This is a genomic window from Nodosilinea sp. AN01ver1, assembly GCF_050565655.1.
GTDB lineage: Bacteria > Cyanobacteriota > Cyanobacteriia > Phormidesmidales > Phormidesmidaceae > Nodosilinea.
Genome location: NZ_JBNXVS010000002.1, coordinates 271,249 through 290,890 on the forward strand (window position 1 = coordinate 271,249; position 19,642 = coordinate 290,890).

Here is a 19,642-nt window from a genome sequence, read left to right on the forward strand (position 1 = left end):
GTTCCCGTATGATCATCCTTAAAGTTTGTAAATTTTCCTAAGATTCTGGAGATTCAAACGTGTCTCTTCCGTTACTAAACTATTCCCCGTCCAGCCAAAATCAGCGCGTTGCCAGTTATGAAATCGGTGGCGACGAACAGCCCAGATTTTTCTCTACCGACGACCTGTACGACACCAGCGATATGGATGCGCTGATTGAAGCAGCCTATCGGCAGATGTTCTTCCACGCCTTTAAGTGCGATCGCCAGCCTTTTCTGGAGTCGCAGCTGCGCAACGGCCAAATCACCGTGCGTGACTTTATCCGTGGCCTGGCGCTGTCGCCCACGTTCTACAACAGCTTCTACGAGAAAAACAGCAACTACAAGTTTGTAGAGCACTGTGTCCAGAAGATTCTGGGTCGCGACGTGTATAGCGATCGCGAAAAAATTGCCTGGTCTATTAAAGTGGCCAACAAAGGCATCCAGGGCCTGGTCGATGAGCTCCTCGACAGCGAAGAGTACCTCACCAGCTTTGGCTACAACACCGTGCCCTACCAAAAGCGCCGAGTGCTGCCCGGTCGAGAGGAAGGGGAGCGCCCCATCCACATCAAGAACCCCCGCTACGACGCCTACCACCGCAATCAGCTGGGCTTCCCTCAGATTGTGTGGCAGTCTCAGGTCAAGCGGTATGTACCCCAGGAGAAAAAGGTTACCGCAGGCAACCCTCAAATGTTCTTAGGTATGGCTCGCAGCATTGGGGCCAGCGGTGCCGCACCAGCCCGCGTGTCTACCAGCAACATTAACATCGCAACCGCCGTGCCCTACCGCAAGGTGTCAGCTGACTAGGCGCTAGCAACTTCGGTTAAGTTTCTAGAACTCCACTGGGATGTAGGTTGCGGCCTGCATCCCTTTTTGTTGGCGCTTGGGATTGGCACACCGCAGCAAGTAGGGGTACGGCCATCGCCTACGCGCTACTCAATGGCGATTGCAGCAGTAGCTAGGGCGCTTCAACAGCAGAATCCTCGGGCAGGGGCAGCGCAGCGTCTCTACGTCGAACGCATCCTGACCTCTGTGTCGACGGTCAACCCTCAGCGGGCGGACCGGCGCGCAGTATAGGCAAAAAAAATCCCCTGGCGATCGCCAGTGGGACTTTTCAGGGTGCATCTACCATTCACCTTTTCTGCCTAGACGCACCCCGATCCGGAAAAGTTGCTGACTTTTTTGAGATTAGTTTGAGTTGCCCGCTTCGCGCAGCACATCTATCTGCCCCCGCAGAGATTCAGCCCAGTCTGTAGAGCCGCTGGCTTCAAATAGAGTAGCCGCCTGTTCAAAGTCAGCAATCACGGCCTCGCGCGCCTCTAGAGGAATGTCCTCCGGCCCCTGAATGGCATCGCCCTGCTCAAGATACACCCGACCCAGAATGGCCTGGGCCCGACCTAAGTAAGCTGATGATTGCTCAGGGTCGATGTCAATCGCCTTGGTGTAAGCGTCAATAGCGCCAGGATAGTCTTCGGCTAGGACCAGGGCTTCGGCCTCGGCGTAGGCCTTCTCAAAGTCAGTAGAACCGCGAACAACGAGATCATAGTCGCCCCCCTGACCTGAAAATGACTTGGCAACTACGGTATAAGCGCCATCTTCAGGCAGTTCGATAATGATTTTGGAGTTTAAGGTACCACCAAAGTCATCGTTAGCGGCAATTTCGGTTTCGCCTGGCCCCAGGAGCGACAGCACCGGGTCGAAATCTTCGCTGTCTAAGGTAATCGTGATCGCCTGGCCGGTCGTACCTTCAAAGGTGTAGGTAGCCTGGGCTGGATAAATCGTGCCCGTCTCCTGCAAAACTGGGTCAGTTTGGGCAGACGAGGCCGCTGCGCCAGCCAGTAGCCCCGCCAGAGTTAAAGGCGCTACTGCCGCAGACAATAGCCTCCCCACCGAAAATAGCCGTAAATGAGCCATGCAACCTCCCCAGGGACAGAACACACAAATCTTGCCATGCAGCCTAGCACAGGCGGACCCGGCCTACGATAGAGTCCGACGGGGACGCAGCAGGCTATTGTAATACTGAAGCTAAGTCACTGAGCTTGTCTATGCCTCGTCTGCCTCTGCTACTGATTAAATCAGGACTGGTTGGATCAGGATTGATCGCCATCTTGAATGGCTCCGCTCTGGCCCTGCCTCCCCCCGATGAGATTCCCGAAGAAGTGTTGCGGACAGAGGTGATTACTGAGGCGCGATCGCCCATTGACGGCAAACCCATATCCGCAGCCGATTACGCTGCTCTGCAAGCTCGCCTGCGTGACCCCAACACCGATGCGATCGTTGACCCCGACATCGCTTCCCTGATTCAGCTGCTGCAGCTTAGACGGGTGCTCAAGCCCATACTTCCCTTTCTGCCTTAGCGGCGCTTTCGGCGAAATCCGCAAAAATTTCCCTGTGGAAATAGCTAAGTTTTGTTACTCTATTCCGCAGATAGTAAATTCGCATAGATCGTTTATAGCCCCCTGTGGACCTTTAATAACATGCCTGCAACCGTTGACGCTGAGCAGATTGACCGGATTGTCTGGAACCAGCACCACGACCCCTTTGAGATTCTTGGGCCCCACATGGTGCAGCAACAAGATGGACAAACCGTCTGGGCTGTAAGAGCCTACCTACCCCAAGCTGACAAAGCCTGGGTAGTGCTGCCACAGGAGCACAAGGAAGTGGCGATGGAGTCTAACCACAACCCCCACTTCTTTGAGTGCGTGCTGGAGGTTCAAGATCTGGCCAATTACCAGCTCAAGTACGCTAGCGGCGACCATGTTCAGGTTATTTACGACCCCTACGCCTTCAAGACGCGTACCATTACCGACTTCGATATACATCTATTTAGCGAAGGCAACCACCACCGCATCTACGAAAAGCTAGGTGCCCACTTCACCACCATTGAAGGGGTGGCTGGCGTGTACTTTGCGGTGTGGGCACCCAATGCTCGCAATGCCTCAGTGCTGGGCGACTTTAACTACTGGGATGGCCGCAAGCACCAGATGCGCCGTCTCTCTAACGGCATTTGGGATTTGTTTATTCCTGGACTGGAGGTCGGGGTCCACTATAAGTACGAAATTAAAAATCACGACGGCCACATTTACGAAAAATCTGATCCCTACGGGTTTCAGCAGGAAATTCGACCTAAAACGGCTTCTATTGTCACCGACTTAGATAGTTACGGTTGGCAAGACCACGATTGGATGGAAAAGCGACGTCAGACCGAGCCGCTGACCCAGCCGATATCTATTTACGAACTGCACCTGGGCTCGTGGCTACACGAGTCGTCGGCCAACCCGGCGCTGCGCCCTGATGGCACCAAAGAGCCCGTCGTCACCGTGGCCGAACTCAAGCCTGGAGCCCGCTTCCTAACCTATCGAGAGCTGGCCGATCGGCTCATTCCCTATATCAAAGAGCTGGGGTTTACCCACATTGAGCTACTGCCTGTTGCCGAGCACCCCTTCGATGGCTCCTGGGGCTACCAGGTGACGGGCTACTACGCCGTCACGTCTCGCTACGGTACTCCCGAAGACTTTATGTACTTCGTCGATCAGTGCCACCAAAACGACATCGGGGTCATTGTGGACTGGGTGCCGGGCCACTTTCCCAAAGATGGTCACGGGCTGGCTTTCTTTGACGGTACTCACCTCTACGAGCACGCCGACCCTCGCAAAGGCGAGCACAAGGAGTGGGGCACGCTGGTATTTAACTATGGCCGCAACGAGGTGCGCAACTTCCTGGTGGCCAATGCTGTGTTCTGGTTTGAGAAATACCACATCGACGGCATTCGGGTAGATGCGGTGGCCTCAATGCTCTACCTCAACTATTTCCGCAAAGATGGGGAGTGGGTGGCCAATGAGTACGGTGGCCACGAGCACATCGAAGCGGCAGATTTTCTGCGCCAGGTGAATCATGTGCTGTTCACCTACTTCCCAGGGGTGCTGTCGATTGCAGAAGAGTCGACCGCCTGGCCCATGGTGTCCTGGCCTACCTACGTGGGCGGCCTGGGGTTCAACCTCAAGTGGAACATGGGCTGGATGCACGACATGCTGGACTACTTCAACATGGACCCGTGGTTCCGGCAGTTTCACCAGAACAACGTCACGTTCAGCATCTGGTACGCCTTCACCGAAAACTTTATGCTGGCGCTGTCCCACGACGAGGTAGTGCACGGCAAGAGCAATATGCTGGGCAAAATGCCGGGCGATGAGTGGCAAAAGTTTGCCAACCTGCGCTGCCTCTACACCTACATGTTCATGCACCCAGGCAAGAAAACCCTGTTCATGAGCATGGAGTTTGGTCAGTGGAGCGAGTGGAACGTGTGGGGTGATCTGGAATGGCACCTGCTGCAGCACCAGCCCCACGCCAGCCTCAAGCACTTTATGGGCAAGCTCAACGAGTTCTATCGCAGCGAACCGGCCCTGTTCTCTCAAGACTTTGACCAGGCGGGCTTTGAGTGGATTGACTGTAGCGACAACCGCCACAGCGTGGTGTCGTTCATTCGCCGCGACAAAGATAGCGACGACTTTGTGGTGGTGGTCTGTAACTTTACGCCCCAGCCCCACAGTCACTACCGGGTGGGCGTGCCCGAGCCGGGCTACTACAAGGAGCTGTTTAACAGCGATGCCCGCGATTTTGGCGGCAGCAACATGGGCAACCTGGGCGGCAAATGGTCTGAGGACTGGGCCTTTCACAGTCGGCCCTACTCGCTCGACCTGACCCTGCCGCCCCTGGGGGTAATTGTGCTGAAGTGCGATCGCAAAGAGGCCTCCAACGCCCTACCAGCCCAGTAGCCGTAGGAATTTAAGGCAGGCTCACCTCTATGGGCACAACGCCCTACGACTGGCTAAACAACTCGTTAGTTGCGCTGCACCGTGCCCACCGCTACCGTGAGGTGCAGGCGGTTGACGGGACGGCAGGGGCCGTAGTGCAGCGTCAGGGACAAACCCTGATCAACTTTGCCAGCAACGACTACCTGGGGCTGGCAAGCGACCCCAGACTGGCCGAGGCGGCGATTGCGGCCATCCACACCTATGGCACCGGCAGCACGGGCTCGCGCCTGCTCAGCGGCCACCGCGAGCTGCACAGACAGCTAGAGCGGGCGATCGCGGCCCTCAAGGGCACCGACGACGCGATCGTGTTTAGCTCGGGGTATTTGGCCAATCTGGGGGCGATCGCGGCCCTGGTTGGCACCCCAGACCTGGTTTTAGGCGACGAGTACAACCACTCTAGCCTCAGAGCCGGAAGCAAAGTCAGCGGGGCGACAGCGATTGACTATCGCCACGGCGATGTGGCCCATCTGCGAGAGATGCTGGAGATTCACCGCGATCGCCACCGCCGCTGCCTGATCGCCACCGACAGCGTTTTCAGTATGGATGGCGACCTGTGCCCGCTGCCCGAGATTCTTGAGCTGGCAGACACCTACGACGCCATGGTGCTGGTGGATGAAGCCCACGGTACAGGCATCTTTGGTGCCCAGGGTTCTGGTGCCGTAGAACACCTTGGCTGTACTGGCCGACCTCTAATTACGGTTGGCACCTTGAGCAAAGCCTTAGGCAGTCTGGGCGGCTATGTAGCCGGGTCTCAGCCCCTAATCGAATTTCTGCGCAACCGTGCCCCCAGCTGGATCTACACCACAGGACTATCGCCCGCCGATGCAGCAGCGGCCCTGGCGGCGATTCACATTGTGCAGGGCGAACCCCAGCGCCGCACCGCGCTCTGGGGCCATGTCAGGCAGGTGATGGCGCAACTAGATGCGATATTAACCCAAGCAGAGACATCACACCCCATACGGCGACTGCCCTCAGAGTCTCCCATCATTTGTTTAGAAGTGTCTTCGGCGGCGACTGTTGTAGCCGCCAGCGAACAGCTCCAGTCCATGGGGCTGTGGGTGGCGGCCGTGCGACCGCCCACGGTGCCAACCAGTCGCCTGCGCATTACCCTGATGGCTACCCACCAGCAGACCCACCTAGATCAGCTGCTAGCTGGTTTACAGCGGGTACTGTAACCAGCGAAGAATTGCGTTGTTTTATCTGGCTAGATGTCGCTGCGATCGCCCTGCTGGTTGTACAGCCCTAGCTTAGGCAAGTGAGGGAGAGCCAATGGTCGCCTGAGACTGCTGCACCTGTTGCAAAGCTAGACGAGTCCACAGGGAGTTTACCTGCGCCGTTTTGCTCTCAAGGGTATACGGCAACTCCGGCAGAGCCTCCAAATCAAGACCACAGGGCTGCCCCAAGGCTTTGACAATCCAGGGTAGAGCAGCGGATAGTTCTGTTGATACCAGGGTGAGGTAAAACTGGCAGCTCCAGTTGTAGCGGCGGCGACCCCGCTCAGCGCTAGCACCCATAGCCAGCTCGGCCCCTAAATTGACCCCAACGCGAAGGATGGTTGGGCGATCGGGTACCAGCACATCAGGGGCAGAGTGAGCATACATGCAGAGGTAGTTCGAGCGACCCTGATCGTCTGTCCAAGACACCCGGGGCAGGGTACTAGAGTAAGACTTTTCTCTGGGAATATTGATATTAGAAATGCAGGCAGACGCATCTAGAGCATCGGCAAATGAGCGGTAAAACTGCGCACGCAGCTTTGAAACCTGCTGTGCTGACTCAGGTAGCATAAGCCGGTTTCCTATACGAGCAATGTTTAAAACTGAATTGAGCCGGTGGCTGTGGAAGCCAGCTCGGCTCTCTTACTAGCGCTTCGAACCCCAGCGGCGCTGCTTTTGACGCGCGATCGTCTTACGCTTGCGCTTTTCAATCGGGGTTTCAAAGTGGCGATTTTTTCGCATATCTGAAAAAATTCCTGCCCGAGCCACTTTTCGCTTAAATCGCCTCAAGGCCGATTCAATATTTTCGTCTTCTCCCAATACAACCTGGGCCATTAATTACTCCTAAGAAACTTCGCTAACGCTAGCTTAAACCTGTTGTCGACAGCGCCAGACCAAAACGGCTGGATATCGCGCTTGCGATACCCAGCTGGCAATCGATGCCTGTGTAACCGATGCTGCAGCGGGCTGCCGCAAAACCCTGACTGAGTCAGGCAACCTAGCGACGGTTGTTCCAACCGCCGCCGCCGCCACCACCGCCACCCCGCGATTCACGGGGACGAGCCTTGTTGACCTTGAGGTCACGGCCCATCCACTCGGCCCCGTCGAGGGCTTCAATGGCGGCATCTTCGTCGGCTTCGCTTTCCATTTCTACAAAGGCAAAGCCGCGAGGACGACCGGTTTCGCGGTCGGTGGGCATGCTCACCCGGCTAACGGCACCATATTCGGCAAAGACCTCGGTGAGCTGGTCTTGGGTGGCGCTAAAGGCCAGGTTGCCTACGTAAATCGACATGGACGCATCTCCAAGTAGAGAGAAAAAGCAGAAAGTTATAAGGAGATGTACTCAACTAAGGACGATGCCAAGCCGGTAATGCTACTAACAACTTGCTTGTCACACGATAGCACAGGCCTACCTGATGGCCATTATGGTGACAATCGTAGCGCTGCCTGATAGAACCGTCTAGTCCTCTGGTAGCACCCATTTGGGCGGTTGCGAAGCCCGCTCCATCATTTTGCGCCGCACCGCTTCATCAGCCATCTCGAGCATTTTATCGAGGGAGGTGTCAGAAATAAATTTTGAGGCTTCGGCGGTGTATTTTAAGTTGGGACAGTCGTTTCCCAGCACACAGCCGTCTTTACAATCTACTGCACAGTTAACCGCCATTGTTTCTGTTTAACCCCATAGTTCAGCGTTAGGGCACCTACATCTATTATGAAAAGCCCTTAAAAATTGTAACAACCCCAACCCTGTCCTTAAGCCCTGTCCTTAGGAAGGAAATTTAGTCTTGGGCCCGTTATGGTTCGACAGTAGAGTTGCACAGAATGAGCTAACACAAGGGTTGTCCCTAGCTGCACCAGGACGTTTCGCCTCCTCCGCACAACCGTTATGGTTAGAGCAGCCCCACTGACGACCAGAGCGACCTATGAGCTTACTTCCTAAAACCACGCCTCGCTGGCCCCTGTGGCTGCTAGCGAGTACGCTACTGCTGCTGTTGGTGCTGGCGGGCCTGTACTGGGTAGACCCCAGCTTGCTCGACCTGCTGCCCTCGGCTATGGCGACGCCCCTTTGACCATAGGTATCTAGCAATGCCGTTTGACAATTTAGGAACCGGCGGCCCTCTATTAGGTTGTATAGGGGTTTTTCCGATAGCATCAGGGCAATAACCGGAAGTTTGCCGCTAGAGACTATGGCCATTCGTCGTTTTTTCCTGGTTTTTGGGACTTCACTGTGGTTGACCGTGGGTGCCGGAGCCCTGGGGCCTGAGGCTAGGGCAGACATTGCTGCCGACTCGGTGTTGCAGGGGCTAAGCGGCTCTAGTTCGGCCATAGCCCAGAGTCTTCCCAGACGCCTGCTGAGGGCTCCTGTACGCGTGATAGGGGGGCTTTCTCCAGCCCTGCTGCTAGCCAGCCTAAGTCTGGCGGGCGGAGCGTTTATTGCCCTGACCTGGCTGCACCTATATCAGCAGCAGCGGCGCTGGCAGCGGGTCGAGCTGGCCCGCCAGGAGGTGAAGTCATTTCGCGAGCGCCCGGCTATCAAAAACGTGCTGGATATTCTCGACTACGAGGAATACCGGACGTTCTACATCAATCACCCCAAAGATGGCCGTCTAATTGACTTTGAGGCAACTGACTATCGGCTCAGGCGGGCGCTGCGATCGCACGATCAGATGGTCAAAATGCGCTGCGGTCTCGATGAAATCAAGCGTCTGGCCAGCCAAAATGCCGCCATTTCCCCCAAAACTCTGGAGCTGGTGCAGCAGTACGACAACGAAGAATTCATCATTGAAGTCACGCTGCGCGACTGGTTTGACTCGTTTTTGGGCGGGCTGGAGTACTTCGAGATCATGATCGAGTCGGGCCTGGTGACAGCTGAGGAGATTAAGCCCTTTATTATTTACTGGATTAATTTAATTGGCGATCGCCGCTACCGCCGCAAAGGCGGCTCGGGGTTCTACGACAAGCTGTTTCACTACATTCACTGGGCGGGCTACGGGCGAGTACAGAAGCTGTTTGAGCGCTTTGGCTTCAAAATTTTGCCGCCGCCCTACTCTACCCACGACTTCAGCGGCATTGATCTAGAAGAGGACAGCAAGTACGACACCTACCGGGCGCTGTGTTTGGCCAAGGCGGCCCACCTGGTCTACGAAGACCGCGACTACGTGACTGATATTTCGCGCCTGTGGCTGAGTGACGACATCGACAACCGCTGGAAGCGCATTTCAAACCGCCAGTACGTGGTAGAAGTGATCAAAGACTGGCTGCGCGAGGGTGAAGAAACCAGCGAACGCGATATTCGCAACAACTTCAAGTACCTCAACATGCTGATTACCGATACCCAGGCGTTTATGTTTCGCAAGGGCGACAACCTGATCTTGGTGTTTAAGGGCACGCAGCAGCTCAGCGACTGGAAGACCAACTTAAAAATTCGCCTCAAAGAGTTTACGGTGCTGGCCGATCAGGAGGCAGTGCCCCCCACCGGACGAGTCCACCGGGGCTTTTTAGATGCCTGGCAGAGCGTCGAAAAACAGGTCATCTACTACCTGCGCAAGTGGTGGACCCCAGAAACCAAGCTCTGGGTGACGGGCCACAGCCTGGGAGGCGCGCTGGCGGCGGTGGCGACCATTGCGCTGGAGACCCAGGGGTTTGAGGTCAGCGGGCTGTATACCTTTGGCCAGCCCCGCGTGGCCGACTGGAAGCTGGTCAACTATATGAACAGCCGCATGGGCGATCGCATCATTCGCTACGTCAACAATAACGACATCGTGCCGATGATTCCGCCGCAGATTATTCCCTGGGTGCCAACGCGGGTGTACGGCCACATGGGCCAGTTTCGCTACTTCAACGACTCTGGGCACCTGCGCCGCCAGTCGTTTATGACCCAGCGCTTTCCCGACCGGCTGTTGGGCATTATTCGCGCCATTGTCACCTCTGGCACCCCCGACGCGATCGATGACCACAAAATGGAGTTTTACGTGGCCAACCTGCAAAAGGCCCTCGATCGCGAGGAAGAAGAGGCGAAGCTCGAAATTGAGCAGGGCCTGATCGCTGGCGACTTTGTTGAGGGCATGAAAGAGCGCATGCGGGCGCGGCGCAGCAGCCTAGATGGCTAGTGGAGAGCTATCTGTTTAAGGGGTCTGAGAAATTTCGTAGTCTAGCAGCACACAGGGACCCAGCCACATTCTGCGCTCCTCAAAATTGACCGATAAAGTTAACCCTTCCTGCTCACCCTTACACACCGCTGGCGAGCCCTGGCCAGCACTAGATTCCTGATAGTCTAGTTGCCCACTCAGGCTCATTCCCTTGAGGTTGGCCTCCTTGCCGTAGCGGAAAGGTTCCCCAGGTTTGACTACCAGAAAGTTTAAGTTGACGCCGTCGCTACTGTCCTCGATCGCTTTACGAATGTCGTCGGTTGTTTTGATCCCAAGCGGAAAATACAGCAGCTTTTCAATTGTCACATTGGTACCGAAGGGAGGCTCTACCTTCGGTACAGAATCCACGTGTACAGAAAGAGTTGTTTCATCCACAATACGCCTCACCTCGCTGTCGGACATCAAGCTAGGGCTGGGGGAGTTGGGCCGGTAGAGCCCCACCTTCGTGTTTAGAGTCCAAGGGTTTAGGCTGTTCTTTGTGCTGCTGAGATAGCGATCGAGGAGATCGAGAGCAGAATCTATGTCTAGACTGCCGAGACTCTCTTCCGTTGAGTCAACAATTTGTTGATCAACTAAGAATTTTCTCAGTTTGGCCATTTCTACACCACTATTGATGGGAGCAATCACATTGCCAATCTGAGTCAATACAATCAGAGAGCTGAGAGCTAAGAGAATAATAAACGTGGCTGTTGGCCCCCTTGCCTTAAATTTGAGCCCAGGCAAAACCTTAATAACGTTCTCTCCCTCCGCCTCAATGGCTTCTGTGGGAGAAATTCTAAAAGCCAGTATTGAAATAACAATGGTTGCGATCAGAGGGATGAAAAGCCACAGGCAAAGCAGAGCTGCAATCAACCAAATGTTGCGTGAAGCTGTTGATGTGATGAGGCTTTCCGGCGGCCATTCCTGAGCAATAACGCTATGCCCCAGGGCGAGGGCAACGCCGCTAAAAACCAAGGGCACAACAAGCTTGGCTGTCCATCGAAAATCCCGATATTTCATAGTTCCTACCCGCCGTCGTACTGCGAAGTGCAATTATGCATTGGTCAATGAGCGCCTAGGGGCTACCATCAGTTAACTGCTAAACGTTCAAAAATCAAGGGTTACAGCCCCTAGCTTGTCTTTTGGGTCGGGCGTGGCAAGGCTTGATATCCCGAGCTTTTAGCCACAATTAATGACACGCCCTAGGGCAAGGGCACAAAGTCAAACCCGGTGCCCGAGCGGCTGCCCGGCTGTACTTTGACCAGCAGCACGGTGGTGTTGCGATCGCCTGACGGCAAGAAGCTAATCGCCCCTGTGGATCCATTAGCCGAGAATCCTTGGGTGGCCAGCGCCTGACCAATTGCAGTTCGCCCTGACAGACCACTGCCGGGAGCCACATTCCCCACTGTGCGGGCTGAACTCAACACCTGAAACGCATCGTAGCTGAGGGCGGTGCGCCAGTTCACATCGCCACCCCAGAGGCCAGAAGAGGTTTGGGCAAAGGGCGGCGTCGATTTAAGCGGGTGCCAGGGTACGGTAACAACGGTGCCGACCAGGCTAGCACCGCCCTTTTGCAGAGCATCAATGCGGTAGAAGGCATCACCCGCCAGTAGGGGGAGCTGGCCTTGGTTGGCCTGAGCAACGGCGATCGCCGCGTCAAAGGTGGCTGAGTCAGGCAGCAGCACCACGGCATCGGCCCCGCTGCCCTGCAGTTCCGCTGCTGGATTGCCCTGGGCCAGATCGACTAGCTTGACCACCTGCCCGCCCTCCAGACCCAGAGTGGTAGAGAAGGCATCTTGCAGCGACTTGCTGTAGGAGCTTTGGGAGTTGTAGAAGACGATGGGTTTGCTCTGGCCCTGGGACAGCATGTGGCGGGCCAGGGTGGTGCCAGTGAACTGGTCGCTGGGGATGACTCGAAAGATAAAGTTGCCGCCATTGCGGGCTAGCGTAGCCAGCTCGGTGGTAGTGCTGGTGGGGGCGATCATCGGTAGTTGCCCCTGCTGGTAAACGGGGGCTGCAGCCAGGGTAGTTGTGCTGGTGCCGTGGCCGATGACGCCGATGACATTGGGGTCTTGAACTAGAGCGTTGGCAATCGCGGCAGCCTGACCGGCATTGTTTTGGTCGTTGGCAATCAGTACCTTAAAGGGCGTCCCAGCTTTGATCGCCTCGTCCTGGGCCTGGGCCACCCCCCGCAGCAGCTCACGGGCGGTGTTGGGGCTATCGCCAATGGGTACCACAGCAGCAATGCCCAGGGCGGGGGCAGCGCCAAGCTTGGCATTGTTGAGATAGATCAGCGCCTCAGGGTCGTTGCGGACAGCCTTGCGGGCCGCCTCAAAGCGCGCCGCGGCGGTGGCGTAGTCGCCCGATGCGTAGGCGGCGGCCCCGGCCTGCATATCGGGGTTGGGGGCATCGGTAAACAGGACGCGATCGCCCCAGCTCAGAGCGTTCGCTACATCGGCGGGCTGACCTGCCGTCGTGGTGGGTGCAGCTGGGGCAGGATTCGCTCCAGCATTGGCGGCGTTGTCGATCGGCGCAGCCGGGGCCTGGGCTTGGGGAGCGGGTGCATCCTGTTTGAAAAAGGCGTTGTAGCCCGTGAACCCTAGCGCCCCTAAAAAGATAGCGGCTCCCACCCCCGCAATAACGGGAGCCATAGACTTGCTCTTTTTCAAGGGCTGGCCGCAAATCTCACACTTTTGCGCCGAGATGGAGTTTTCTTCGTAGCCGCATTTAGGGCAGGTGACGTGGTTAAAGCTATCGGTCATGGTTATTTTTTAGAGTTGATGGGGTGGTGAGGCGGGAAAGTTTTGAATTGTGAATTTTGAATTAAACAGCTGAGGCGATCGCATCTGCTCACCGTTCCTGGTAGGAAAAGGGCAATCCAAAATCGCCAAGCCACAATCCGAAATTCCTAGGGTCGGTTCATTTCGGCTCGCACGTTCTCTTCAATGGTGGCGACCTGTTCGTTGGTGAGGCCCAGTTCTTCCTGGAGGTCGAGCAGTTGGGCCTGCTCTTCGAGATCAATGTCGCCGTCGTTGTCGAGGAAGGCGCGGAACATGAGGGCGAACTCGGCAGCAGCTTGCTCGACGGTGTTTTGGGGTTGGAACTGGGCGGCGATCGCACTGGCCTGCTCTACCGAAACCCCATACTTCACCCGAAATTTTTCCAGCAGCTCCATTTCGGTGGGCGAAGGCGTACCGCGTCGATAGCAGGTTTCGACCAGCTTGGCGTATTTGCCCAGGTTCTCGGAGTCGAGGGCAGGGGGCGGGGGGGTGGCTGGGTGGCTGAGTGGCTGGGTGGCTGAGGGAGTAGCAGGTGAGGAAACGACGGGAGCCGGAATCGCGGCGGTGGCTGGTGGGTTTTCCCCGGGAATGAAGAGGCGGTGGGTGGTGACAAAGTTAGAAATAGCCGCCTGAATACGCTGGTACTCGGCACTGTCGGAGCCACCGGGCAGGGTTTGCTCTTGCTGTTGCAGGTAGGCCATCACCTGGTCGTAGAGAGCCTGCTTTTGGGGCTTGGTGGCGGCCTGCTCACCGATCGCGCGAATCGCGCCATCCAGGGTTTCGGCCAGGCGGCGGTTCTGGTCGGTGAGCAAAAAGTCCTCCGCCTCCTGCCAGGTGGTGCCCATCACCTCAGTTTGGTCGAAGCCGGTGAGCTTGTTGCGGTAGGTAAACTTAACCTCGGCAAAGCCCGTCACCCGGTTGTCTTCGCGGCGCACCAGGCCCAGGGCATTGGCCAGCATCAGGTTGTAGCGGGCCTGGCGTTCGTTGCTGGTTTCGGGCATCACGTCGCCAAACTGGCGGTGGTCCTGGTGAGTATGCAGGGGATTGTGGTCGGCTTGGCTGACGGCTCGATAGAGCGATCGCATCCGCTCCATGCCTTCAATCAGCCGCAGCGGAAAAGCCCCCGTCTCCTGTACAAAGTAGATGTGGTAGGGGTCATTGAGAGGGCGAATTTCTTTGTCGGTAACGGTGCTGGTTTTGCGAATCATCGGCAGCAGGCTAGATACCGCTGGGTCGGTGGGTTTGCTGCCGCCCTGGATGCCCACCAGCTTTTGGTACTTCTCTAGCTTGTCGTCCCAGCCCAGTTTCTTTTGCTCCTGGCTGAGGCGCAAAAAGGCCTCCGATTTCTCGAAGGTGGTTTTAATCTGGGCTTCCTGCATCTCGACGGTGGGGTACTGTTCGAGGAATTTGCGGGCGGTGGAAATATCGAGCTGGCTGCGGCGACGAAACACATCCATCGCCTGACCCAGCAGCCGCTCGTAGAGGTCTTTGGTTTTCAATACGTCGAACTGATAGATATCAAACAGGCGCAGGCGCAGTTCGTCGAGCACCTGCTGGGAGAGGGTTTGGCAGAGAGTTTCTGCCTGGTCGGCGACGGTATTGCGGTAGGCGGCGTCGATTTCCTTTTCGTCGTAGAGCAAAATGCCGTTGACGGTGAGGCCACCGGTTTCGCGGGTGTAGACGCGCTCTTTGTCTTTTAGCTCGGTTTGCACGCTAGTCAGTACGGTTTCAAAGGCGGTCAGATCGACCAGGAGCTGGTCAATTTCTTCGCGCAGACCGTCGAGCAGCATCACCCCCAGCGTGCGAGCTTTGACTTCCACCTTAGAGACGTAGACCTGCTCCAGCGCCTGCATAATGGCCTGAAAGTCGTCTTCGATCACTTTCTTGCGATTGAGCATCATCATCTGCTTGGCGTGATCGTCGATCTGCTTCAGCAGGGTTTGCAGGGCGTTTTGGGCCGATCGCTCGCGGGGCAGCCAGTATTTCTGCCGATCCTGGTCAAATTTACTGCGAAAGTCGGCAAAGACCTCGATTAAGACTTCTAAGAACTGGCGGGTGAACTTTGGCCCCCGGAAGCGGTCTTCCACCATTTGGTAGACCACGGCCCGCAGCTCCTTGCGCTTTTCGGGGATCAGCCAGCTCAGGTTATCCCACATTTTTTGGAAGTAGTCGCTCCAGCGTTTGGGGTCGGTGCCAGTGTCGTGGAAGTGGGGGGCGTATTTCTCCTGCTCGTTGGAGATGAACCGCTGCAGGTTTTCAAAGGGAATGTTGAGGTCGTTGCGGCGCTTGCGAATGCTGGCCACCCAGTCGGCCACTTCTTTGGCGTAGGGCTTTTTGTTGTCGCCCATGCTGATGCTGTCGATCACCTGGTGGTCGTGCTCCGATTCGGCCAAAAACAGGCCGGGCAAAATCTCGGTGCGAATCAGGTCGGACATGGCGGCGGGGGCCGGGGTGGGGTTGCTCCACCAGTCCACCAGGTTGGCGGCCAGGCGGGCCGAGCAGGCATTTAGCACTCGCTCCACCGGAAACTGAATGCTGGAGAGGCCAAAGCTCATGAAGTTTTGCGGGTAGCCCAGGGCGTCGGGGCTAGCCCAGTGCTTGCGCACGTTGTCGCGCACCAGCTTTTTGTACTGGCTAAAGCCGGAGCTAAAGTCGAGAAAGACGTTCTGGGCCACCATTTCGAGCACGTCGCCCAGGGTGGGGAAGGTAACTTTGTCATTGCTGTTGCCCACCAGGTAGGTGAAGTTAAAGGGCACATCCAGCCCGCTCTGGGCGGTGATGCGATCGCTCTGGCTGTCGCTGTACTGCACGTCGAAACGGGTATCGCTGCGGCTGTAGTGGTTGAGCTCCATCAAGGCGGCGTAGGCGTTGGCAATAACGCGATCGCCCAGCCCCGAAAACGCCCCTGGCAGCACGAGGAATGCGCTGGTCTGCGGTAGCTCTGACACCGGCACCCAGTCGCGCAGGTTGTAGGCCAGGTCCATCATCATGCCGGAGCCGGTGCCGCCCGAGAGCGAACACACCACAAAAATGTTGATGCCCTTGTCGAGCTGCACCTGCCAGCGATCGAGCATGAACTTCTCGTGGCCGACGATGCGTCCCTTAGCCTTGGTGAAGTAGTCCTTAATTAGGGGGTAGTTGAGGCTAAAGGCAAACCGCCCCAGAGCGCGGATCTGGCCCGCCCCCGACAAAATTGAGTCGGTACCCTTGAGCTCGCTGGGAAACCATTCATCCAGGTAGTGGTAGGCCGAGAGCTTGTTGAGAATCGCCTTGGCGTCTTCCACCTTGGCCCAAATCTGCTCGATGGGCCGCAGGGAGATATCCTGCTTCAGCACGGTCTGAGCTTCGGAGACACGGGCGTTCTGCTCGGTGTCAATATGCAGAAAGGAGACGATGGGCAGCGCGTCGAGGGAGCCGTACTGCTCCACAATCATGCGACGAATTTTGATCAAAATCTCTTTGCCGGTTCCCCCCAAACCAATGATTACCGTGGGGGTCATACCAGTGTATTCACTCATAGGGGCGCTACCGAAGGATGGCTGCTTGTAGGTTTCCCAGGTAACTTCCGCAGGATCCTGGCGATTTCGCAAGAGCGTATTAAAAGTTGACAATCGATCGCGAACGCCTCTGTTTAACTACTCATCTGGTCAACTGGAGGCGTGGGCTACTGCGACACGATCGCGAGGCGGCCGCCTGAATTGGTTGACAACTAGGTCTTTTGGCGCGATCGCCGTCCTAAAAAAAGGTTAAGCCTGGGGGAACGGGCGACTAGCCTGAAGGAGGAGGTCGCTAGACTTATAGGAGCAACGGCACCTCAGCCGCTACCGTCAACCATTGTCAGGTTCTGGACTGAAGTTCAATCTGCCCCTAACTGCTATACCTGTGACCTATTCCTCCACTAAATCGCTCCGCGCCCGTCGACTGCTGCCCTGGCTAGTGGCCCTGACGCTGCTGCTGGTGTTCTCGGGTGGCCTGGTGCATCTGCTCACCGAGTCGTGGTGGTTTGAGTCGGTGGGCTACGAGTCGGTATTTTGGCTGCGCTTCAGGTGGCAGCTGGGGCTGGGGCTGGGCAGTTTTGTCCTCTACGGCGGCGGGCTGTGGGCCAGCTACCAGATGGCGCTGCGGCTGACCCGCGATCGCGCCTACCGATTTTTGAGCCGCTACAGCGACCCAGCGCAGCGAGACCAGTTTGCGCGCCTGTTGCACCTGGGCATGGCGGGGCTGATTTTTGTGCTGGCGCTGGGGGTAGCCCTGCGATCGGCCACGGCCTGGCAAACCATGCTGCAATTTCTCAACCCCACCGCCTTTGACATTGCCGACCCAATCTTTCAGCGCGACATTGGGTTCTACGTGTTTAGGCTACCCCTGTGGCAGGGAATCCAGGAGAACCTGCTGGGCCTGCTGATCTGGGCCCTGCTAATCGCCGTTACGGTCTACACCCTGAAGGGTGAGGTGCGCCCCGAGCGCGGCTGGAAGTACTTTCTCACTGGCGAGGCCAAGGCCCACCTGTGCCTGCTGCTGGCGGCGATCGCGGTGGTGCTGGCGGTAGGCTTCTGGCTCGATCGCTTCTCGCTGCTGTACTCCGACAGCGGCGTCATCTTTGGGGCGGGCTATACCGATGTGCACGCCCGCCTACAGGCCTACTGGCTGATGGGGTTTGTCACCCTGGCGGTGGCGGGGCTGTTTATCGTCGCGCTGACCCGCAGCGGCTTTTCGCTGCCGATTTTTGGCATTGTGATCTACCTGGGCGTGCTGGTGCTGGTCAACGGCCTCTACCCCTGGTTTCAGCAAAATTTTGTGGTCGAGCCCAACGAGCTCAATATTGAGCGCCCCTATATCGAGCACAATATTGCGTTTACCCGGCAGGCCTACAGTCTCGACAGCGTTATCACAGAACCGTTTCCGGCCCAGAACACCCTCACCCGCGCGGTGATCGAAACCAACAGCCCCACGGTAGACAACATTCGCCTGTGGGACTACGCCCCCCTGCTGAGCACCTACAAGCAGCTGCAGGAAATTCGCCTCTACTACAACTTTGAGGATGTCGATATCGATCGCTATACCCTCAACGGCGACTACCGCCAGGTCACCCTTTCAGCGCGGGAACTGCCGGTGGAGCAGCTGCCCTCCGAAGCGCAAAACTGGATTAACCGCCAGCTCAAATTTACCCATGGTTTTGGCGCGGTGATGAGCCCGGTCAACCAGGTCACCCCCAACGGGCTGCCAGAGTTTTTCATTCGCAACGTGCCCCCCGACAGCACCGTCGATCTACCTCTAGATCAGCCCCGCATTTACTACGGCGAAAGCACTCGCAACTATATTTTTACCGGGGCCAACACCGATGAGTTTGACTACCCCGAGGGTGATACCAATGCCGCCTACCGCTACACCGGCAGCGGGGGCGTGCCGCTCAACTCCTGGCTGCGGCGACTGGTCTATGCCTACGACCTGGGCAATTTTCGCGTTTTAATTTCTAACTACTTCAGCCCCGAAACCCGCATTCACTACCACCGGCTGATTACCGATCGCGTCCGCCAGGTGGCTCCCTTTCTGACCTTTGATGGCGACCCCTACCCGGCCCTAATCGACGGGCGCATCAAGTGGATTTTGGATGGGTATACGAGCAGCGATCGCTACCCCTACTCCGAGCCGCTCAATCGCCGCACCGACATGGTCTCGCTCGTGGAGAACAACAACCCCCTGATGCGCAACGGCGTCAACTACATTCGCGATGCCGTCAAAGTTTTTATCGATGCCTACGACGGCACTATAGAACTCTACGCCCGCGACCCTGACGACCCGCTGCTGACTACCTACAGCCGCATCTTCCCCGACTTGTTTAAGCCGATCGACGATCTGCCCGCCAGCTACCGTGAGCACCTGCGCTACCCCCAGGATATTTTTACCGTGCAGGCCCAAATGTACCGGGCCTATCACATGGAAAACCCCGAAGTCTTCTACAACCGCGAAGACCTGTGGCGCTTTCCTGAGCACGGTGAAGAGGGTGCCGTGGAGGCCATGGAGCCGTACTACATCATCATGAAGCTGCCCCGGCTGGAGCGGGAAGAATTTTTGCAGATTCTGCCCTTTACCCCCGCCAACCGCGACAACATGATCGCCTGGATGGCGGGTGGCTCCGATGGCGATAATTATGGTCGCCTGCTGCTCTACGAATTTCCCAAGCAGGAGCTGGTGTTTGGCCCCACCCAGATCGAGGCCCGCATTAGCCAAACGCCCGAAATCTCTGAGCAGCTCACCCTCTGGAGCCAGCAGGGTTCAGGGGTAATTCGCGGCACCCTGCTGGTGATTCCGGTAGAGCAGTCGCTGCTGTACGTGCAGCCCATCTACCTGCGGGCCGATCAGGGCGAGCTACCCGAGCTGCGGCGAGTGATTGTCGCCTACAACGATCGCGTGGTGATGCGAGAAACCCTTGACCAGAGCCTGGATGCTATCTTTGGGGAAGCGAGCCCGCCCGCCCCGGCAACGCCAGAGGCAGCGCCCCCTCCCGGCACGACTCCTGGCACCACATCCGAACTCGTGCAGGCCGCCCTGGAGGCGTATCAAACCGGCCAGCTGGCGCTGCAGCAGGGCGATTGGCAGCGCTACGGCGAGGCCCAGCAGCAGTTAGAACGTATTTTGCAGCAGCTTAATCAACAGACTCCATAACATTTAGGGCCTGTAACATTCAGG

At 57.0% G+C, this 19,642-nt stretch carries 15 protein-coding genes; 7 read left to right on the forward strand and 8 right to left on the reverse strand.

The features are described from left to right. The first annotated feature begins 59 nt into the window (after nt 1-59). Nucleotides 60-824, forward strand: coding sequence for a phycobilisome rod-core linker polypeptide (locus tag ACQ4N7_RS03665; protein WP_430710269.1), 765 nt, complete (start codon nt 60-62; stop codon nt 822-824). Between the two features lie 381 nt (nt 825-1,205). Here ACQ4N7_RS03665 and ACQ4N7_RS03670 read toward each other — a convergent pair whose 3' ends face one another. Next, nucleotides 1,206-1,931: a pre-peptidase C-terminal domain-containing protein gene (locus ACQ4N7_RS03670; protein ID WP_430710270.1), complete on the reverse strand. Its 726-nt coding sequence runs from the start codon at nt 1,929-1,931 to the stop codon at nt 1,206-1,208. A 131-nt stretch (nt 1,932-2,062) separates the two neighbouring features. Between ACQ4N7_RS03670 and ACQ4N7_RS03675 the strand changes: the two genes are divergently transcribed. The 3 genes from ACQ4N7_RS03675 (at nt 2,063) to bioF (ending at nt 6,006) form a co-directional block, all read left to right on the forward strand. Continuing rightward, complete coding sequence (locus ACQ4N7_RS03675) at nt 2,063-2,374, forward strand: hypothetical protein (RefSeq protein WP_430710271.1); 312 nt, start codon at nt 2,063-2,065, stop codon at nt 2,372-2,374. A gap of 120 nt (nt 2,375-2,494) precedes the next feature. Next, the gene (glgB, locus tag ACQ4N7_RS03680; RefSeq protein WP_430710272.1) at nt 2,495-4,792 is read left to right on the forward strand and encodes a 1,4-alpha-glucan branching enzyme; all 2,298 of its coding nucleotides are present in this window, start codon (nt 2,495-2,497) and stop codon (nt 4,790-4,792) included. Nucleotides 4,793-4,821: 29 nt separating this feature from the next. Continuing rightward, on the forward strand, nt 4,822-6,006 hold the full coding sequence (bioF, locus tag ACQ4N7_RS03685; RefSeq protein WP_430710273.1) for an 8-amino-7-oxononanoate synthase: 1,185 nt from the start codon (nt 4,822-4,824) through the stop codon (nt 6,004-6,006). A gap of 72 nt (nt 6,007-6,078) precedes the next feature. Here bioF and ACQ4N7_RS03690 read toward each other — a convergent pair whose 3' ends face one another. From ACQ4N7_RS03690 to ACQ4N7_RS03705, 4 genes are all read right to left on the reverse strand, one after another. Beyond that, nucleotides 6,079-6,615: a hypothetical protein gene (locus tag ACQ4N7_RS03690; RefSeq protein WP_430710274.1), complete on the reverse strand. Its 537-nt coding sequence runs from the start codon at nt 6,613-6,615 to the stop codon at nt 6,079-6,081. 75 nt (nt 6,616-6,690) lie between these two features. Beyond that, nucleotides 6,691-6,879: a 30S ribosomal protein S21 gene (gene rpsU, locus ACQ4N7_RS03695; RefSeq protein WP_017299199.1), complete on the reverse strand. Its 189-nt coding sequence runs from the start codon at nt 6,877-6,879 to the stop codon at nt 6,691-6,693. Between the two features lie 163 nt (nt 6,880-7,042). Further along, nucleotides 7,043-7,336, reverse strand: a complete 294-nt coding sequence (locus ACQ4N7_RS03700; protein ID WP_430710275.1) for an RNA recognition motif domain-containing protein — start codon at nt 7,334-7,336, stop codon at nt 7,043-7,045. Nucleotides 7,337-7,504: 168 nt separating this feature from the next. Continuing rightward, the gene (locus tag ACQ4N7_RS03705) at nt 7,505-7,708 is read right to left on the reverse strand and encodes a hypothetical protein (protein WP_430710276.1); all 204 of its coding nucleotides are present in this window, start codon (nt 7,706-7,708) and stop codon (nt 7,505-7,507) included. 259 nt (nt 7,709-7,967) lie between these two features. On the opposite strand from ACQ4N7_RS03705, the gene ACQ4N7_RS03710 reads away from it, so the two are divergent. Together ACQ4N7_RS03710 and ACQ4N7_RS03715 are read left to right on the forward strand one after the other, a co-directional pair. Further along, nucleotides 7,968-8,114, forward strand: coding sequence for a hypothetical protein (locus ACQ4N7_RS03710; protein WP_430710277.1), 147 nt, complete (start codon nt 7,968-7,970; stop codon nt 8,112-8,114). Nucleotides 8,115-8,231: 117 nt separating this feature from the next. Continuing rightward, nucleotides 8,232-10,154 carry a lipase family protein gene (locus ACQ4N7_RS03715; RefSeq protein WP_430710278.1) on the forward strand — a complete coding sequence of 641 codons (1,923 nt, stop codon included), beginning with the start codon at nt 8,232-8,234 and terminating at the stop codon, nt 10,152-10,154. A gap of 15 nt (nt 10,155-10,169) precedes the next feature. Here ACQ4N7_RS03715 and ACQ4N7_RS03720 read toward each other — a convergent pair whose 3' ends face one another. The 3 genes from ACQ4N7_RS03720 to ACQ4N7_RS03730 all read right to left on the reverse strand — a co-directional run bounded on the left by ACQ4N7_RS03720 (nt 10,170) and on the right by ACQ4N7_RS03730 (nt 16,470). Then, entirely contained in the window at nt 10,170-11,192 is a 1,023-nt protein-coding gene (locus ACQ4N7_RS03720) for a hypothetical protein (RefSeq protein WP_430710279.1), read from the reverse strand. A gap of 182 nt (nt 11,193-11,374) precedes the next feature. After that, entirely contained in the window at nt 11,375-12,934 is a 1,560-nt protein-coding gene (locus tag ACQ4N7_RS03725) for an ABC transporter substrate-binding protein (protein ID WP_430710280.1), read from the reverse strand. Between the two features lie 146 nt (nt 12,935-13,080). Next, nucleotides 13,081-16,470 (reverse strand): tubulin-like doman-containing protein, encoded by a 3,390-nt coding sequence (locus ACQ4N7_RS03730; RefSeq protein WP_430710281.1) that lies wholly within the window; start codon nt 16,468-16,470, stop codon nt 13,081-13,083. Between the two features lie 364 nt (nt 16,471-16,834). Here ACQ4N7_RS03730 and ACQ4N7_RS03735 point away from each other — a divergent pair, with 364 nt between their 5' ends. Next, nucleotides 16,835-19,618, forward strand: a complete 2,784-nt coding sequence (locus ACQ4N7_RS03735) for a UPF0182 family protein (protein WP_430710282.1) — start codon at nt 16,835-16,837, stop codon at nt 19,616-19,618. Nucleotides 19,619-19,642 lie beyond the last annotated feature (24 nt).

Bases quoted from the DNA above. Each gene is read 5' to 3' on its own strand.
- ACQ4N7_RS03725 (WP_430710280.1), bottom strand. From the start codon at position 12,934: ATGACCGATAGCTTTAACCACGTCACCTGCCCTAAATGCGGCTACGAA.
- ACQ4N7_RS03690 (WP_430710274.1), bottom strand. From the start codon at position 6,615: ATGCTACCTGAGTCAGCACAGCAGGTTTCAAAGCTGCGTGCGCAGTTT.
- ACQ4N7_RS03705 (WP_430710276.1), bottom strand. From the start codon at position 7,708: ATGGCGGTTAACTGTGCAGTAGATTGTAAAGACGGCTGTGTGCTGGGA.
- ACQ4N7_RS03700 (WP_430710275.1), bottom strand. From the start codon at position 7,336: ATGTCGATTTACGTAGGCAACCTGGCCTTTAGCGCCACCCAAGACCAG.
- ACQ4N7_RS03720 (WP_430710279.1), bottom strand. From the start codon at position 11,192: ATGAAATATCGGGATTTTCGATGGACAGCCAAGCTTGTTGTGCCCTTG.
- ACQ4N7_RS03675 (WP_430710271.1), top strand. From the start codon at position 2,063: ATGCCTCGTCTGCCTCTGCTACTGATTAAATCAGGACTGGTTGGATCA.
- bioF (WP_430710273.1), top strand. From the start codon at position 4,822: ATGGGCACAACGCCCTACGACTGGCTAAACAACTCGTTAGTTGCGCTG.
- ACQ4N7_RS03715 (WP_430710278.1), top strand. From the start codon at position 8,232: ATGGCCATTCGTCGTTTTTTCCTGGTTTTTGGGACTTCACTGTGGTTG.
- ACQ4N7_RS03670 (WP_430710270.1), bottom strand. From the start codon at position 1,931: ATGGCTCATTTACGGCTATTTTCGGTGGGGAGGCTATTGTCTGCGGCA.
- ACQ4N7_RS03730 (WP_430710281.1), bottom strand. From the start codon at position 16,470: ATGAGTGAATACACTGGTATGACCCCCACGGTAATCATTGGTTTGGGG.
- rpsU (WP_017299199.1), bottom strand. From the start codon at position 6,879: ATGGCCCAGGTTGTATTGGGAGAAGACGAAAATATTGAATCGGCCTTG.
- glgB (WP_430710272.1), top strand. From the start codon at position 2,495: ATGCCTGCAACCGTTGACGCTGAGCAGATTGACCGGATTGTCTGGAAC.
- ACQ4N7_RS03710 (WP_430710277.1), top strand. From the start codon at position 7,968: ATGAGCTTACTTCCTAAAACCACGCCTCGCTGGCCCCTGTGGCTGCTA.